This window comes from Aidingimonas lacisalsi, from assembly GCF_008079445.1.
GTDB lineage: Bacteria > Pseudomonadota > Gammaproteobacteria > Pseudomonadales > Halomonadaceae > Aidingimonas > Aidingimonas lacisalsi.
In genome coordinates this window covers 98,310-115,236 of the sequence record NZ_VRYH01000003.1, presented here as the reverse complement: position 1 = coordinate 115,236, position 16,927 = coordinate 98,310, and the positions used below count along the sequence as shown (strand labels likewise).

The following is a 16,927-nucleotide window of genomic DNA, read 5'->3' as shown; positions in this document are numbered from 1 at the left end:
CCATGATGGAAGATTCGCACCGCCCAGACGATGACAGCGCACAGCACGCTACCCCACCCAGTGTCGCGGGAAGCGATCACGCCCTCTCCAGCGAGCCGACACCGCTGCGGATCAACCGGACGCGGACCGGTATCCACGCCAAGTCGGCTCCTTCGCCGGAGACCGATCTCGATGATTCCTCGCTCTATTTCAACCGGGAACTGACGAACCTGCAGTTCAATATACGAGTGCTGGAGCAAGCACTGGATGCTTCGCACCCGCTACTCGATCGTTTGATGTTCCTGTTGATATTTTCTTCGAACCTCGACGAGTTCTTTGAAATTCGCGTGGCCGGGCTAAAACACCAGATTGCGCTTGGTCATGAAGACAGCGGCGCCGACGGGCTGCCTCCCCGTACCGTACTGGCCGAAATAGCCCGAACCGCTCATGAGCAGGTGGAGCGCCAGTATCGGATACTCAACGAGACTCTGATTCCGGCGCTGAATGAGCAGGGTTTGCGCTTTCGACGACGCAGTGACTGGAGCGAGGCTCAAGCCGAGTGGGTGCGCGGGTATTTTGCCGACGAGATCATGCCGGTCATCAGTCCGATCGGGCTGGATCCTTCGCACCCCTTCCCGAGACTGGTCAACAAGAGTCTCAACTTCATTGTCGAACTGGATGGCAAGGATGCCTTCGGACGTGAGGGTGGACTGGCCATCCTGCCGGCGCCGCGTTCCTTGCCCCGACTCATTGCGCTCCCTACATCCCTTAGCGAGGAGGGATACAGTGAGTACGTCTTTCTTTCCTCGATGATTCATGCCCATGCTCAGGAGGTGTTTCCCGGGATGGAAGTGCGCGGATGCTATCAATTCCGCCTGACACGCAACGCCGATCTGTCAGTGGACCCCGAAGACGTTTCCGACCTGGCTTCGGCACTACGCGGGGAATTATTGGCGCGGCGTTACGGCAGTGGCGTTCGTCTCGAAGTCGCCGATAACTGCCCGGAGACGCTGACAGCCTTCCTGCTCAAACAGTTCGAACTCGACGAGCAGGACTTGTATCGCGTCAACGGTCCGGTCAACCTGACCCGAATGATGGCGGTACTTGCCGATGTCGATCGTCCAGAATTGCGCTACCGGCCGTTTACCCCCGGGCTGCCAAAGGCACTGAACAAGTCGGGCAGTTTGTTCGATACCATCGCCTCGAACGATATCCTGCTGCACCACCCGTTCCAGTCGTTCACGCCGATTGAAGATCTGCTCACCGAAGCAGCCCTCGACCCCAATGTGCTAGCCATCAAGCAGACCCTGTATCGCACCGGCGCCGATTCCCCGATCGTCAGCGCACTGGTCGATGCCGCGCGCAATGGCAAGGAAGTCACGGTCGTCATCGAATTGCGAGCGCGTTTCGATGAAGCCGACAATCTACAGCTTGCCTCACGCCTGCAAGAAGCCGGTGCCATCGTCATCTATGGTGTAATGGCTTACAAGACCCACGCCAAGCTGTTGCATATCGTCCGCCGCGAGAAAGGAGAATTGCGCTACTACGCCCACTTGGGGACGGGTAATTACCACTCCAAGACGGCCAAGCTGTATACCGACTACAGCCTGCTCACCGCCGATGAAACGCTATGCGAGGATGTCCACAAGGTGTTCCAGCAGCTTTCCGGTATGGGCAAGGCACGCCATATCGCACGATTGCTCCACGCGCCTTTTACCCTGCATGAACAACTGGTGGCCATGATCGATCGCGAAGCCCAGTATGCCGAGAAGGGCAAGCGCGCCCACTTGATCATCAAGTGCAATTCCTTGACCGAACCCAAGCTGATCCGCGCCCTTTACCGTGCGTCACAAGCCGGCGTGGAATGCGACTTGATCATCCGCGGCATGTGTTGTTTGCGTCCCGGCGTACCAGGTATTTCGGAAACCATCCGTGTCCGCTCGATCATCGGCCGATTCCTGGAACACACTCGCGTGTTTTACTTTTACAACGACGGCAAACCGGAGGCATGGGCCTCAAGCGCGGACTTCATGGAACGCAACATGTTCCACCGTGTCGAAACCGGTTTCCCACTACTCGACAAGAAGCTGGCCGCACGCATCCGCAAGGACCTGGAAACCTACCTGGTCGACAACTGCCAGAGTTGGCTGCTGCAAAGCGACGGTACGTACGTCAAGCAAGAACCCGGTGATCATGCGCCGATCAGCGCTCAGGAGACGCTGCTTTATGCCTACGCCCACAAGGCATAGGACATGGCAGCCACACTATCGTTTCTTGAAGGCACTCAAGTCCTCGGGGTCAAAGCCGTCGACGTCAGGCGGCAGCCCCAGCATCTCGCGGCGCCGCTGCACGACGGCCTTTTCCGCCTGTCGATCGGCGCCTTCATCGAGAGCCCGACCATTGAGGACTGCGAGTTGCTCGAGCCCTCGATGATAAAAGGCCAATACATCCAATGCGGTCGGGTTATCGTCATCGACAGCCTGTCGCAGCGCCGGCAGATACCCTCGGATCTGAGACAGGCGCTGCCTGAGCTGCCATGCATAGCGCATCTCCGATAACCAGGGACGCTCGATCAAGACGGCAAATATCACACTGGTGGCCAGCAGCCCAAACAACATGCCCAGCAGATAGCACCAGACACCCGTCCCGAAGGCATACGCCAGCCATTGCGAAAAGGCGATTCCAAGCACGACCATCTGGGCCGCCATGGCAACACTGATGATGCGTGCTTTACGCCGATAGCGGCCAGCGTCACACGATTCGAGTCGGAATATCATTGCCCAAGGCTTCCCGGTGTCATGAATATGGACCGAGATTATGCTGGTGCGATGCCGCCGTCGTCCATTCAGGAATACCGTAGGCTCTCAGCCGCCTCCTCCAGTAACCGTTGCGTTTCATCCCATCCCAGGCAAGCATCGGTAATCGACATGCCGTACGTCAACGAGTCTGCCGCCAGCACTTGCTTGCCTTCTCGCAAGTGACTTTCGAGCATCACGCCCATCAGATTCTCATCACCTGCCAACCGCTGATCCATGACAGCGCGTAACACCTCGCCCTGACGGCGGTGATCCTTGCACGAGTTGGCATGACTACAATCGACCATCATGCGCGTAGACACCCCAGTGTCGGCCAGTACTTGTCGACAGCGCCGTATCTCGTCACGCTGGTAGTTCGGCCCCTTATGACCGCCGCGCAATACGATGTGAGTCGCACGATTTCCCGCCGTTTCGCGAATCGCCGGCCCTCCATCACTACCCATGGAGAAATGACGTTGGGGGTGGGCAGCCGCTCGCATCGCGTCGATCGCCACGCCTAACCTCCCATCAGTCGCATTCTTGAAACCTACAGCGGCCTGAAGTCCACTAGCCAGTTCCCGATGCACTTGTGATTCGGTAGTACGCGCCCCTATGGCCGCCCATGCCAGCACGTCGTCGAGATAGGCAGCGACCATCGGCTGGAGCAATTCGGTGGCCACCGGCATCCCCATGGCCGCGATATCGCGCAACAGTGATCGCGACAAATGCAGCCCCCGAGCCATGTCATCACTGCCATCAAGCTGCGGATCGTAAGCCAGTCCTTTCCAACCTACGGTGGTACGGGGCTTTTCGACATAGACACGCATGACCAGCAAGAGCCGATCATCGACTCGCCGTGACAGTTCGACGAGGCGCTCGGCATATTCCCGAGCGGCCTGGGGATCATGAATCGAGCAGGGACCTACGACCACCAGCATGCGATCGTCCCTGCCCTCGATGATGGCTTTCACGGCGTTGCGCTGGGCATCGATGGCATGCTTCAGCGATTCGGGAATCGGTAGCCGCTCGCGCAGTGCGTTCGGTGTAGGCAGCGGGTAATGCGTCGTCTCGGTGGATGCGTTCGACGACGGCAGGGTGTCGTTATCACAGAGGTCAAGCTTGGCATTCATCGTCGGTACTCCGGCAGATGACAGAACATCGAAGCGTCGAGCCACCGATGCGATGCCGGCCGGAGGTGGCATACTGAACCGACCGACAGCCACTAAATCGCCAGCTGCCATACCCATAGGCATAGAGAGTCAAGCCAGGCATGGTGCTAACAGTGTGTCGGTCGGTCATGTCGAATTCTCCTTGCATGGTTTCCGGTCACCAAAGCGCTGCCACTAACGACAAACCCCCGGTCGGGTTGCCGACCGGGGGTCATGAAACAGGGAGGCAACCCGGGCTGATCGGGCGCGCCTCGCGGTATGGATGCTACATCCCGACCGCCGACGCGCCGGCGCTAAACCAATAGCGCCAGAAGCCGAATGCCGCTTTTGGCTTGTACACGACACTGCCGACCGCTGGCTTGGCGGTGCTCGTCAGTCGCCTTGTTACAAGCCTGGCAGGCATGGATGTCTCCAAATCGTTAATGCTGTTAACGCTCTATCTTACATGGCTGAGCCTATCTGACAAGTCATCTCCACTCCATGGTCGAGGCGCAGTCTGCCGACAACGATGCCATTGCTCATCAACTCAACGCAAGTGGCGTCCCCCATCGACCGGCAGGGTCACGCCTGTTACGAAGCGGTTGTCGAGCAGGTAACGAAGGCTCTGATATATGACATCCGGTCCAGGGATCATCCGCATGGCCGACTTGGCCTTGGCCTTTTCAGCGTAAGCATCGTCATCGCCGTCATTGAGCATGATCATGGCTGGAGCGATGGCATTGACCTGAATGGCCGGCGCATACATCGCAGCGAAGGAGAGCGTCAGATTCTCCAGACCTGCCTTGGACGCCGCATAGGCGGCATGTTTTCGCGAACCTCGCTGGGCAACGTAATCGGTCATATGGACGATGTCGCGTTGCGGCTCATCACCCTGCTCGAGTAATTCCCGGACTTGCAGGTTGATCAAATAAGGGGCCTGCATGTGTACCCGGAATAGATGCTCGAAATTGGCCCCAGCCTCCTCGTCGAGACTATCCGGTGCCCAATCGCTGGCATTATGGACTATCGCTCTGAGCGAGCCGGTTTCACTCTTGAGCCGCTCGATGAAATCGTGGATGCCGGCCTCGGTAGCGAAGTCGGCCGGGAGCGTCACGATGCCCAAGTTGCGCAGAGCCTCCAATTCGGGACGCTCGCGCCGGTAGCTGACGATCACCGGGTGACCGTCATCAAGCAGCCGTTCGGCACAGTACCGCCCAAGACGCTGAGCGCCGCCGGTAATCAGGATAGGTGCCGCACTCATGTCAGCGACTCCTTGCTCGGCGAACTGACGTCGATTGGAAATAGCGGCTCGCGCGGGGCATAGGCGAAGACATCGGAGAAGGTACGAGAAGGGTCCAGTCCACGCATGGCTAGACTGTCGATGCAGCTATACACCATCCCGGGGGAGCCCGACAGATACACATCACAGCCTGCGAGTGTATCGATGGACCTGGCCAGGACGTCGTCGATCCGCCCCTGATAGGCGAAAGTGCGCTCATTGGCGAAGTCATCGGGCCGATCCACTTCGATCACTCCATGGAAACGAAAGTTGGGATACGTGGCCGCCCACTCTCTGGGTAGACTTTCCAGATACAGGTCGCGTCGCTCCTTGACGGCCCACCACAACTCGATCTCGCGCGCAGGATCGCTTTCCAGCGCTGCCTCGATGATGGCTTTCATCTGGGCAAATCCTGTCCCTGCGGCGATCAACGTCAAGGGGCGTTGGCTCGTGGTATCGAGGACACAATCGCCGCCAGGTAACCGCAGGGACAACTGATGGGCATGCAGCACCACTTCACGCAGACGTGCAGAATTCTCCCGCTCCGGCCAGTGCTGGATATGGAGCTCGAGGTAGCCATCGTCCGCATGGGCATTGGCAATGGAAAAAGGAACCCAGGTTTCCTCATCGAGTTGGAGTTCGAGATACTGTCCCGGCGCGTGAACCATGGCCTCTGAGCGGCCCGCCAGATGTACACGAAACACATCCGGCGTCAGGTCTTCCACCGCCGTGACTTGGCAGGTCAATGTCCTGACCGTCATGATGTCCTCTTGTGGTTGGGGTAAGCGGCAGGTAGCTCGATACCCAGTTCGCTCCAGCGATCATTCACCCGCGCCTTGACCGCTTCGTCCATCACGATGGGCGTTCCCCACTCGCGCTCCGTTTCACCAGGCCATTTACTGGTTGCATCCATACCCATTTTCGATCCCAATCCGGACACCGGTGACGCAAAGTCCAGATAATCGATTGGCGTATTCTCGACCAGCACGGTATCACGCGATGGGTCCATGCGAGTGGTCATGGCCCATATCACATCCTTCCAATCTCTGGCATCAACGTCGTCGTCAAGCACGACGACGAACTTGGTATACATGAACTGACGCAGGAAACTCCATGTCCCCATCATCACACGCTTGGCATGACCCGGGTATTGCTTCTTCATGGTGACCACCGCCATTCGATAGGAACAGCCTTCGGGGGGCAGATAGAAATCGACGATCTCGGGGAACTGTTTCTGCAGAATCGGGACGAACACTTCGTTCAATGCCAGTCCCAGGATCGCCGGTTCGTCTGGTGGACGCCCCGTATATGTAGAGTGGTATATAGGATTACGGCGATGGGTCATCCGCTCGACGGTGAATACCGGAAACGTTTCCACTTCGTTGTAATAGCCGGTGTGGTCACCATAGGGGCCCTCCTCGGCCACGTCGTCCGGATAAATGAAGCCCTCCAGCACGATCTCACTCGATGCCGGTACTTCCAGGTCGGCATGACCGCATTTGACCAACTCAGTACGAGAGCCGCGCAACAAGCCGGCAAAGGCATACTCCGAAAGGTTGTCCGGAACCGGCGTCACTGCTCCCAGAATGGTCGCCGGATCAGCACCCAGCGATACCGCTACCGGGAACGGTTCGCCAGGATAGGTACGCTGAAACTCTTGGAAATCCAGGGCTCCGCCGCGATGCGCCAGCCAGCGCATTATCAGACGGTTCCTGCCAAGCTTCTGCTGGCGGTATATGCCCAGGTTCTGACGCGTCTTCTGTGGCCCCTTGGTTACCACCAACGCCCAAGTAATCAACGGTGCCACATCACCCGGCCAGCAGTGCTGAATCGGCAACCGATCCAGATCGACGGCTTCATCTTCCAGGACGACCTCTTGCACAGGGGCCTTGCTCAACGTCCTGGGTCCCATGCTCATGACTTGCTTGACGATCGGGAGTTTATCCCAGGCATCACGGAATCCCTTGGGAGGATCCGGCTCCTTGAGGAAAGCCAGCAGCTTGCCCACCTCACGCAAGGCTTCCACGCTATCCTGGCCCATACCGGCTGCCACCCGTTCCGGAGTTCCGAAGAGATTGCCAAGCAGCGGCATATCGTAGCCCTTGACGTTCTCGAACAGCAACGCTGGTCCGCCCGCTTTCAAGGTCCGATCACAAATTTCGGTGACCTCCAGATAGGAATCCACCTCTGCGGTGACCCGCTGGAGCTCTCCACGAGACTCCAGCGTCGTGATGAAGTCGCGCAAGTCCTTATATTTCATGGGCTATCCCGTTACCGGAAAAACGAAGGGGCAGCATAGCATGCCGCCCCTCGTTGTGTTGCTCGCGATGCTGGACGCTTGACCCCAGTGATACAACCCTAGCAGAAAACCGCCTGCGTTCGTCGATCTCCGACAGGGCCCACTCAAGCGTAACCGGCTAGAATCAGCGTCTCTTCATGGCCTCGAAAAACTCGATATTCGTTTTCGTATCCTTCAAACGGTCGATCAGAAATTCAGTTGCCGCGACATCCTCCATCGGATTGAGCAGCTTGCGCAGGATCCACATACGCTGCATTTCATCCTCGGAGGCGATCAGATCCTCGCGGCGAGTTCCTGAACGACGAATGTTCAGGGCCGGATAAACACGTTTCTCAGCCAATTTTCGATCCAGGTGAGCTTCCATGTTGCCGGTCCCCTTGAACTCCTCGAAGATGACTTCATCCATCTTGGAGCCAGTATCGACGAGCGCTGTCGCGATAATGGTCAAGCTGCCACCCTCTTCGATATTACGCGCTGCCCCGAAGAATCGCTTGGGTTTTTCCAAGGCATGCGCATCGACCCCACCGGTCAACACCTTGCCCGAGGAGGGGACGACAGTGTTGTAAGCGCGCGCCAGACGGGTGATGGAATCGAGCAGGATGACCACGTCACGCTTGTGTTCGACGAGACGCTTGGCTTTTTCGATCACCATTTCGGCGACCTGCACGTGGCGCGCCGGTGGTTCATCGAAGGTCGAAGCGACCACTTCGCCACGTACGGTACGCGACATCTCGGTCACTTCTTCAGGGCGCTCGTCGATCAACAGCACGATCAGGTGACATTCGGGATTGTTTCGCGTGATCGATGTCGCGATGTTCTGCAACATCAACGTCTTGCCGGCCTTCGGTGGGGAAACGAGCAAGCCACGCTGCCCTTTACCGATCGGTGACGTCAGGTCGATAACACGAGCCGTGAGATCCTCGGTGGAACCATTTCCGATCTCCATGACGAGACGTTCCTGCGGGAACAGTGGCGTCAGGTTCTCGAAAAGGATCTTGTGCTTGGCGTTCTCAGGCTTGTCGAAGTTGATCTGGCTAACCTTGAGAAGCGCGAAGTAACGTTCGCCTTCCTTGGGAGGACGAATCTTGCCGGCGATGCTATCGCCCTTGCGTAGATTGAAACGGCGAATCTGCGAGGGTGAGACATAGATGTCGTCGGGACCGGCGAGATAGGAACTGTCGGCACTGCGCAGGAATCCAAAACCATCCTGCAGTATCTCCAGTACGCCATCGCCATATATGTCCTCACCACTTTTCGCATGCCTTTTCAGGATGGCGAAGATGATGTCTTGCTTGCGTGACCGGGCCAGGTTATCGATCCCCATCTCGCGGGCGATATCCAAAAGCTCCGGAACGGTCTTTTGCTTGAGTTCGGTAAGATTCATCGGTTTGTTCAGAAATTGCTCGTGTCAGCGTGAGCGGCTATGCGCCGGGAAACGACAGGAGGCGGTGACGGTACGCCGCGTGATGCGTTCAGAGCCCTGAATCTCGCCACTTTGGTCCAACACGTCTTGCCGTGCCTGCTAAGACTAACGGTAAGCGATCACTGGCTGCCAATTGACCTCTCCACGGAGGAATCAAAGACCGGGGAGGACGCAAATGAGGCGTTATAGTCAATCATCGTATCGCCTGATTATCAAGAATGATGCTCAGGCATCATCGAATGAATCAGCGGGCTATCTGACGACTTGGAATTTGACCGCGACGCGGTCGGGAAGCATTCGGAACAGGCGAACGACTCGATGGTAGTCAAGCACGACGCCAAACGCAACCCCCTTGGTAAATTCACTGGCTTAATCGCCGCCCCCGACCATGAGTATCGATGCCGATTGACAAGCCCAGCAGCGCCCCGCAACCTTATGCCCATATCGACCGAAGGGATACGTCATGACCACCCCCACGGCCACGCATAGGACGCCCGACTCAACTTCTCAACCGCGCCGGTTGGCAGCCATCGACTTAGGCTCCAACAGCTTCCACCTGCTGGTGGCCAATTATGTCGGTGGGCAATTGCAGGTTGTTGCCAAGCAGGGAGAAAAAGTGCAACTGGCAGCGGGGCTCAACGAACATGGTGTGTTGAGTGAAGCGGCCATGGAACGGGCATTGGACTGCCTGGCTCGCTTCTGCCCGTTCATCACGGACATTCCGCCTTCCGGTTTTCGCGTCGTCGGTACCAATGCACTGCGTGCTGCCGACAACAGCTTGGCGTTCATCGAGCGCGCGGAAGCCTTGCTCGGCCATCCGATCGAAATCGTGTCGGGCCGCGAAGAGGCTCGACTCATCTACCTGGGCGCAGCTCATGCCCTGGCCGACGTGCACGGCCGGCGTCTAATCGTCGACATTGGTGGCGGTTCCACTGAATTCATCATCGGCGAGCAGTTCGTACCATTGGCCCTGGAAAGTCTGCACATGGGCTGTGTCGCTTATACCCAACGTTTTTTCGGTGATGGCGAGATCAGCGAGAAGCGCTTTCGCAAAGCGGAACTCGCCGCGTTGTCGGAGCTGGCGCATATTCGCCGCCACTATCAGGAACTGGGCTGGAGTGATCCTGTCGGCTCCAGTGGCACCATCAAGGCCGCAGCCGCCGTCATAGCGGCCAACAACGATGGTCCCGAAGGTATCATTACTCGAGAGGGGCTCTGGTCGCTGCGCGAGAGGCTACTCAAGAACAAGCGTCTCGACAAACTCGCCATGGCGGGACTCAAGGCAGATCGCGCCACGGTCTTCCCTGCCGGCATCGCCATTCTGTGCGCCATCTTCGATGCCTTCGATCTCGCACACATGCGTTACTCGGATGGGGCCTTGCGAGAAGGCGTCTTGTATGATCTTGCTGGCCGACATACGGCTGAAGACCCGCGCCTGCAGACCCTTCATGCACTGCGCCAACGCTTTGGCGTCGACGTCCGACAAGCCGATAATGTCGCTGAGACAGCACGGGCATGCTTGCAGCAGGTACAGGATGTCTGGTCAATCAGCGACGGGCAGGTGACCTTTCTCGATTGGGCCGCGCAACTCCACGAAATCGGTCTCGCCATCTCGCATAGCCAATTCCACCGCCATGGCGCCTATCTACTGGCACATTCCGATCTACCCGGTTTCTCACGCCCCGAACAACAGATGCTGGCTTTTCTGGTCCGGGCCCATCGGCGCAAGTTCCCGATCAAGGAGCTCGAGTCACTACCGCCGAGCCATCAGGCCGTCATGGCAAAGCTGGCACGCCTGTTACGCTTGGCTGTCATATTCAATCACTCGCGGCCCGAACTCCCCATGACGCGTATCGAGCTTCATGTCGACGGCGAAGGCCTGAGCGTCATACTGAATAATGAACTCCCCGAACGGGCGCTGCTGCTCAACGACCTGGAACAGGAAGCCGACTATCAGCGCTCGGCCGGCTATGCTCTGGACATCATATCGGAGTAAGTTGCCATCCCTCGGCACACACCCCAAATGCGCCTGTCGGCTCCAATGCCGCCACTGGCGTATCGTGATGCCAGACCACCAGTACATCCTGTCGCCGCCACGGTGGCATTTCCTGCTCCTGGAGGAGTCGCTTGAGATCGCGATGTCCGCGTCGCGGCAAATGCAGGCGCTCCCCGCCCAGCCGAGGGGAGACATGCAACGAGGTCGCGTCGCCGGATCGGCATTGCAATTGCCAGCATAAGGGCCCCAAGGGTGTCAGCAACCGCGACTCGCCATTCCAGGATGCCCACCATTCTTCAGGCATACTATCTCGCGTCTCCATCATGTAGAGATGTCCACGCCAACGACGGGCCTCCGCTCCGGTCCAGGTGATATGCACCTTGGCATCGTGCCGTGCAGTCAGCTGCTCGATGAGTGTCGCCAGGCGTGCAGCGGGTGGTGTCGGCAAGCCCTGTCGTTGACAGCAATAACGCAGTAGCAAGCGAAGGCGAGGCCCACTCAACGCCAGGAGCGCATGGACCGGAAGACAAGTCGGGTCCCCTCCCGCCACCGCGAGATCCAGAGCCGCCAGGTCGTCGAGAAGGTCATCGGCGTCACCGGCCAGTCGCGCCGATGTGGCCAGCGAAGCGCTGGCCGCCGGCCAACGCTGCTCCAGCAACGGTAGTACGCGCTGGCGCAGGAAATTGCGGTCCTGGACCGTATCCGCGTTGGTCGGGTCTTCGATCCATGAGATATTTCGCTGCCGAGCCAGCGCTTCCAGTTGCGACCGGGGCACATCCAGCAACGGACGCATAAGCCGTCGCCCACGCCAATGTCGAACTTGCCCCATACCCGCCAGCCCCCGCGTGCCGCTGCCGCGCAATGCCGCCAACAGAAACGACTCGGCCTGATCATTGCGGTGCTGGGCCAACCACAATGCCTCGTCGGTACCGACATGCCGTAGGAAAGCAGCGTAACGAGCCTCACGCGCCGCTCCCTCGAGCCCCGACTCATGATTCTCGGCCACTGCGACCCTGTCGACACTGAGGGGAATACCGAGTTGCGTACACAACCGACGGCTATGCAGTTCGAAGTCGGCAGCGGCCGACTGAAGGCCGTGATTGACATGAACGGCATACAGATCGCGTGGGTGACGATGCCGCGCCTCAGCGACCAGCGTCAGCAATAGCGAGGAATCGAGTCCGCCGGAAAGGGCAATCCAGACAGCCCGCCCTGGCGGTGTCTTCGCCAAGGCATCGTCGATCAGGGATTGAAGGGGCATGACCGTACCTCTAAGGCAGCGAGCCTATCTCGAACGTCGCCTGGCCAAGGTAGAGACGCGGCAAGTCATTCCAGGGCCAGACGGCAAAGACCGAAACAGGACGGTCCTGGACAAGCCTCACCCTGGACTATCAGGCCGGCGCCCCATAACTCATGAGACGCTCATACCGCCGCGACAACAGCGCCGATGTATCCATGGCTTGGAGGCGTTCCAGGCTACCGAGTAGAGCGGTCTTGATACGAGCGGCGGTATCCACCGGATGACGATGCGCTCCCCCTAGTGGCTCATTGATCAGTGTATCGACGAAGCCGAGCTCATTGAGACGCTCGGCAGTGATCCCCATGGCCTGAGCTGCTTCCGAGGCCTTTTCCGCGCTCTTCCAGAGAATCGAGGCACATCCTTCCGGCGAAATCACCGAATAGGTCGAATACTGCAACATCTGCAATTCATCGCACACTCCGATGGCCAAAGCGCCACCCGACCCACCTTCGCCGACGACAGTGGTCACGATAGGGGTCTTCAAACGTGACATGACCGCCAGATTGTACGCGATCGCTTCACTCTGGCCTCGTTCTTCGGCATCGATACCGGGATAGGCGCCCGGTGTATCGATGAACGTCAACACCGGCATCTTGAAGCGTTCCGCCATCTCCATCAGGCGACACGCCTTGCGATACCCTTCGGGGCGCGGCATGCCGAAGTTGCGGCGGACTTTTTCCTTGACGTCACGGCCTTTCTGATGACCGATGACCATGACCGGCTTGTCATCCAGACGCGCGATCCCCCCGACGAGCGCGGCATCGTCAGCGAAGTGTCGGTCACCATGCAGTTCATCGAAATCACTGAAAATGTGCTGCAGATAATCGAGCGTATAAGGTCGCTTGGGATGGCGAGAGAGCTGCGATATCTGCCAGGCACTGAGGTCACGGAAAATTTGTTCGGTGAGCTTCTTGCTCTTTTCCTGGAGCTTGACGACCTCTTCATTGATATTGATCTTGCTGTCGTTGCCGACTAGTCGCAACTCCTCAATCTTCGCCTGCAACTCGGCAATAGGCTGTTCGAAATCAAGATAATTGGGATTCATAGCGCTTCAGCTTTGTCGGAATCTGGCTGCCACACCACTGCGTGGCAGTCTCGAGACATTGTCAGGCATTATCGCAGCTTGCGCCGCCGGCGCAAGCCACCACTCACTTAACGATACCGAAGGCGGACACCATCCTGCCCCTCGACATCCCGTAGTGCCACCAACAACTCATCGCTGGGTGCCACACGCCATTCATCGGCTAACTCGAGCCAACCGCTGGCTTCCTCATTGCGGTACCGAAGTCGCACCGGAAGCCCTTGTGCATCTCGCCACGGCGCCAGACTATGCCGCAACGAGTCAACCAATCGCCCGTTGACCCGGCGGCCATCGAGTGACAACTCAATCGCTTCACCGTAGCGGGTGCGCGCATCCACCATGGGAGTGACTTCCTTGCCACGCAAACGCAGCCCACCAGTATAATCATCATTGGCGACTTCCCCCTCGACGATTATCACCTGATCGGCCTCCAGGCGTCCGCGCAACTGGTCATAAAGCTCGCCAAACAGCGAGGCCTCGATTCGGCCAGTGCGATCGTCCAGTGTCACGAATGCCATGGTGTCACCACGCTTCGACTTCATCGTCCGCATGGCCACCACCAAGCCTGCCACCCGTTGTGGCTCACGCGACGGTCTGAGATCGGCAATACGTGTCGATACGAACCGAGTCAGTTCATGCTCATACTCATCGATCGGGTGGCCCGTCAAGTACAGCCCCAGAGTCTCTTTTTCCCCCGCCAGGCGAACCTTGTCGGTCCAGTCTCGCACATGGCGGAAATCGGCATACACATCCTCGGCTTCCGTCTCGGCGAAAGCCTCCCCAAACATATCGATCATGCCCTGCGTCTGATTGGCATGATTCTGTGCCGCGGCTTTGATCGCCGCTTCAAGGGCAGCCGTAAGAACGGCGCGCGAGGGACCGAGACGATCCAGTGCACCCGCACGAATCAGTGCTTCGAGAGTGCGCTTGTTCATCCTCTTGGGGTCGACACGGCGGCAGAAATCGAACAAGTCGGTAAACGGCCCAGCGTCATTGCGAGCCTCGACGATAGCACCGATGGGCCCCTCTCCAACGCCTCGGATGGCTCCCAGGCCATAGACCACACGCTCCTCATCGTCGACGGTGAACTTGTAGCCACCGACGTTGACATCGGGCGGCGTCACGGTCAGCGAGAGATGGCGACACTCCTCGATCAGCGGCACCACCTTGTCCAGGTTATCCATCTCAGTGGACAGTACCGCCGCCATGAAGGGGCCGGGATAATGCGCTTTGAGCCATGCGGTTTGATAAGAAACCAGAGCATAGGCGGCCGAGTGCGACTTATTGAAGCCATAACCCGCGAATTTCTCAACCAGGTCGAACAGATTGCCTGCCAGATCGCGATCGATACCGTTGGCTTCACAACCTTCCATGAAGCCGACGCGCTGCTTGGCCATCTCTTCGGGCTTTTTCTTGCCCATGGCACGTCGCAATAGGTCGGCCTGCCCCAGACTGTAGCCAGCCATGACCTGAGCGATCTGCATCACCTGCTCCTGATAGAGGATGATGCCATAGGTCGACTCGAGTACCGGCTTGAGCCACTCATGCTGATAATCCGGGTGCGGATAAGAGACCTCGGCCCGACCATGCTTGCGGTTGATGAAATCATCGACCATCCCCGATTGCAGCGGGCCGGGACGGAATAGCGCAACCAGAGCAATCAAGTCTTCCAGCGAGTCGGGCTGCAAGCGTTTGATCAACTCTTTCATACCGCGGGATTCCAACTGGAATACCGCCGTGGTTTCGGCCCGTTTCAGGCGGTCGAACGTCGGCACATCATCCAGGGGAATGGTGTTGATATCCAACGGTCCCTCCCCTTGAGCCGCCCGGACTTGATCCACCATCTCCAGGGCCCAGTCGATGATCGTCAGGGTCCTGAGTCCCAAGAAGTCGAACTTGACCAGCCCGGCTTCCTCGATATCGTTCTTGTCGAACTGGACAACCAGTCCACTCCCATCGTCTTCACACAACAGGGGAGCGAAATCGGTCAACTTGGTGGGAGCGATCACGACCCCACCCGCGTGCTTGCCGCTACCACGCGTGATGCCTTCGAGTTTGAGTGCCATGTCCCAGATTTCTCGGGCATCATCGTCATGCTCGAGAAACTCGCGCAGCGGTTCTTCCTGCTCATGGGCCTTGGCCAGAGTCATGCCGACTTCGAACGGGATCAGTTTAGAGAGCTTGTCACCCAGTGAGTATGGCTTCCCTTGGGCCCTCGCCACATCACGGACTACCGCCTTAGCAGCCATGGTACCGAAGGTCACGATCTGGGATACCGCATCACGGCCATAGTGATCGGCAACGTATTCGATCACTCGATCTCGCTTCTCCATGCAGAAATCGACATCGAAGTCGGGCATCGATACCCGTTCGGGATTGAGAAAGCGTTCGAACAGCAGATCGTATTCCAGCGGATCAAGATCGGTGATCTGCAAGGCATAGGCAACCAGCGAGCCGGCTCCGGAACCACGCCCGGGTCCGACGGGCACATCATTCTCCTTGGCCCACTGAATGAAGTCCATGACGATCAGGAAGTAACCGGGGAAGCCCATCTGCAAGATGATATCGAGCTCGAAGTCCAGTCGTTGTCGATAGGCTTCTTCATAGTCGGCCCGGTTGCGCCCCTGGTAGATGGCGCTGGGCCCATCGAAGAGCTGGGCCAGGCGCTCATTGAGACCATCGTGAGAAATCTTGCGGAAAAACGTTTCCTGGGTCATCCCTTCCGGGATCGGGAATTCGGGCAGGAAAATCTCACCCAGGCGAACCTCGACATTGCAGCGGGCTGCAATCAGGACACTATTCTCGAGCGCTTCGGGAATATCGGCGAACAACTCCGCCATTTCCTCGGGGCTCTTGAGGTATTGCTCCTCGCTGTAACGACGTTCACGTCTTGGATCGTCAAGCGCCTTGCCTTCACCGATGGCGACGCGGGTTTCGTGTGCCCAGAACTCATCGCGGGACAGGAAGCGTACGTCGTTGGTGGCTACCACCGGTGTACCGGTTGCAGCTGCCAGCTCCACCGACAGGTGCAGGCACTCTTCTTCGTTAGCGCGCCCCGTTCGCACCAGTTCGAGATAGAAGCGGCCCGGGAAATGGCGGTTCCACTCTTCCAGCAACTTGTCGGCTTCGCCACGATGATCGGACAGGAGATACCGGCCAATCTCACCTTCCCGTGCCCCCGACAGAGCGATCAACCCCTCGCTCCGTTCGAACACCCAGGGTTTCTTTAGCAAGGGGATACCGCGTTGCTGACCTTCCACCCAGGCGCGGGAAATCAACTCGGTGAGATGCCGATACCCCTCGTTATTCATTGCCAGTAGCGTCAGGCGGTATGGGTGTGACTCATCATGGGCATTCTCCAACCAGAGATCGGCACCGATGATCGGCTTGAGGCCCGCTCCTTCAGCGCCGGTATACGCCTTGACCAGGCCGAACAGGTTGGTTTCGTCAGTCACCGACACCGCCGGCATGCCTTGCTGGGCGGTCGCAGATACCAGCGGCTTGAGTTTTACCAAGCCGTCGACGAGCGAGAACTCCGTATGCACGCGAAGATGAACAAAAGGGGTAGTCATATGAGACTCGTGATCTGTCGATAATGGTCAGCTACCAGGCATTGTGCCTGGCATC

Annotated in this window: 11 protein-coding genes; 2 read left to right on the top strand and 9 right to left on the bottom strand. The window is 58.3% G+C overall.

Annotated elements, in window-relative coordinates; all coding sequences use genetic code 11:
* Positions 1–5: 5 nt before the first annotated feature.
* Positions 6–2,228 (top strand): polyphosphate kinase 1, encoded by a 2,223-nt coding sequence (gene ppk1, locus FVV99_RS06735; protein WP_148253298.1) that lies wholly within the window; start codon positions 6–8, stop codon positions 2,226–2,228.
* A 15-nt stretch (positions 2,229–2,243) separates the two neighbouring features.
* Here the strand turns inward: ppk1 and FVV99_RS06730 are convergent, their stop codons facing one another.
* The 6 genes from FVV99_RS06730 to rho form a co-directional block, all read right to left on the bottom strand.
* The gene (locus tag FVV99_RS06730; protein WP_148253297.1) at positions 2,244–2,756 is read right to left on the bottom strand and encodes a DUF3087 family protein; all 513 of its coding nucleotides are present in this window, start codon (positions 2,754–2,756) and stop codon (positions 2,244–2,246) included.
* Positions 2,757–2,824: 68 nt separating this feature from the next.
* On the bottom strand, positions 2,825–3,904 hold the full coding sequence (locus tag FVV99_RS06725; RefSeq protein WP_148253296.1) for a 3-deoxy-7-phosphoheptulonate synthase: 1,080 nt from the start codon (positions 3,902–3,904) through the stop codon (positions 2,825–2,827).
* A gap of 565 nt (positions 3,905–4,469) precedes the next feature.
* Positions 4,470–5,183: a dihydromonapterin reductase gene (gene folM / locus FVV99_RS06720; RefSeq protein WP_148253295.1), complete on the bottom strand. Its 714-nt coding sequence runs from the start codon at positions 5,181–5,183 to the stop codon at positions 4,470–4,472.
* Positions 5,180–5,962 carry an NAD(P)H-flavin reductase gene (locus FVV99_RS06715; RefSeq protein ID WP_148253294.1) on the bottom strand — a complete coding sequence of 261 codons (783 nt, stop codon included), beginning with the start codon at positions 5,960–5,962 and terminating at the stop codon, positions 5,180–5,182. Before FVV99_RS06715 ends, folM begins: the two co-directional genes overlap by 4 nt.
* Positions 5,959–7,461, bottom strand: coding sequence for a 4-hydroxy-3-polyprenylbenzoate decarboxylase (gene ubiD / locus FVV99_RS06710; protein WP_148253293.1), 1,503 nt, complete (start codon positions 7,459–7,461; stop codon positions 5,959–5,961). The genes FVV99_RS06715 and ubiD overlap by 4 nt, the downstream gene beginning before the upstream one ends.
* Positions 7,462–7,624: 163 nt before the next feature.
* Positions 7,625–8,884, bottom strand: coding sequence for a transcription termination factor Rho (rho, locus tag FVV99_RS06705; RefSeq protein ID WP_148253292.1), 1,260 nt, complete (start codon positions 8,882–8,884; stop codon positions 7,625–7,627).
* Positions 8,885–9,386: 502 nt separating this feature from the next.
* Between rho and ppx the strand changes: the two genes are divergently transcribed.
* A complete protein-coding gene (gene ppx / locus FVV99_RS06700; RefSeq protein WP_148253291.1) occupies positions 9,387–10,919 on the top strand; it encodes an exopolyphosphatase in 1,533 nt (510 codons plus the stop codon).
* Here the strand turns inward: ppx and tilS are convergent.
* From tilS to dnaE, 3 genes are all read right to left on the bottom strand, one after another.
* Positions 10,906–12,180 carry a tRNA lysidine(34) synthetase TilS gene (gene tilS, locus FVV99_RS06695; protein WP_148253290.1) on the bottom strand — a complete coding sequence of 425 codons (1,275 nt, stop codon included), beginning with the start codon at positions 12,178–12,180 and terminating at the stop codon, positions 10,906–10,908. The genes ppx and tilS overlap by 14 nt on opposite strands.
* 130 nt (positions 12,181–12,310) lie before the next feature.
* On the bottom strand, positions 12,311–13,264 hold the full coding sequence (gene accA / locus FVV99_RS06690) for an acetyl-CoA carboxylase carboxyl transferase subunit alpha (RefSeq protein WP_148253289.1): 954 nt from the start codon (positions 13,262–13,264) through the stop codon (positions 12,311–12,313).
* 107 nt (positions 13,265–13,371) lie between these two features.
* Positions 13,372–16,872, bottom strand: a complete 3,501-nt coding sequence (dnaE, locus tag FVV99_RS06685; protein WP_148253288.1) for a DNA polymerase III subunit alpha — start codon at positions 16,870–16,872, stop codon at positions 13,372–13,374.
* Positions 16,873–16,927 lie beyond the last annotated feature (55 nt).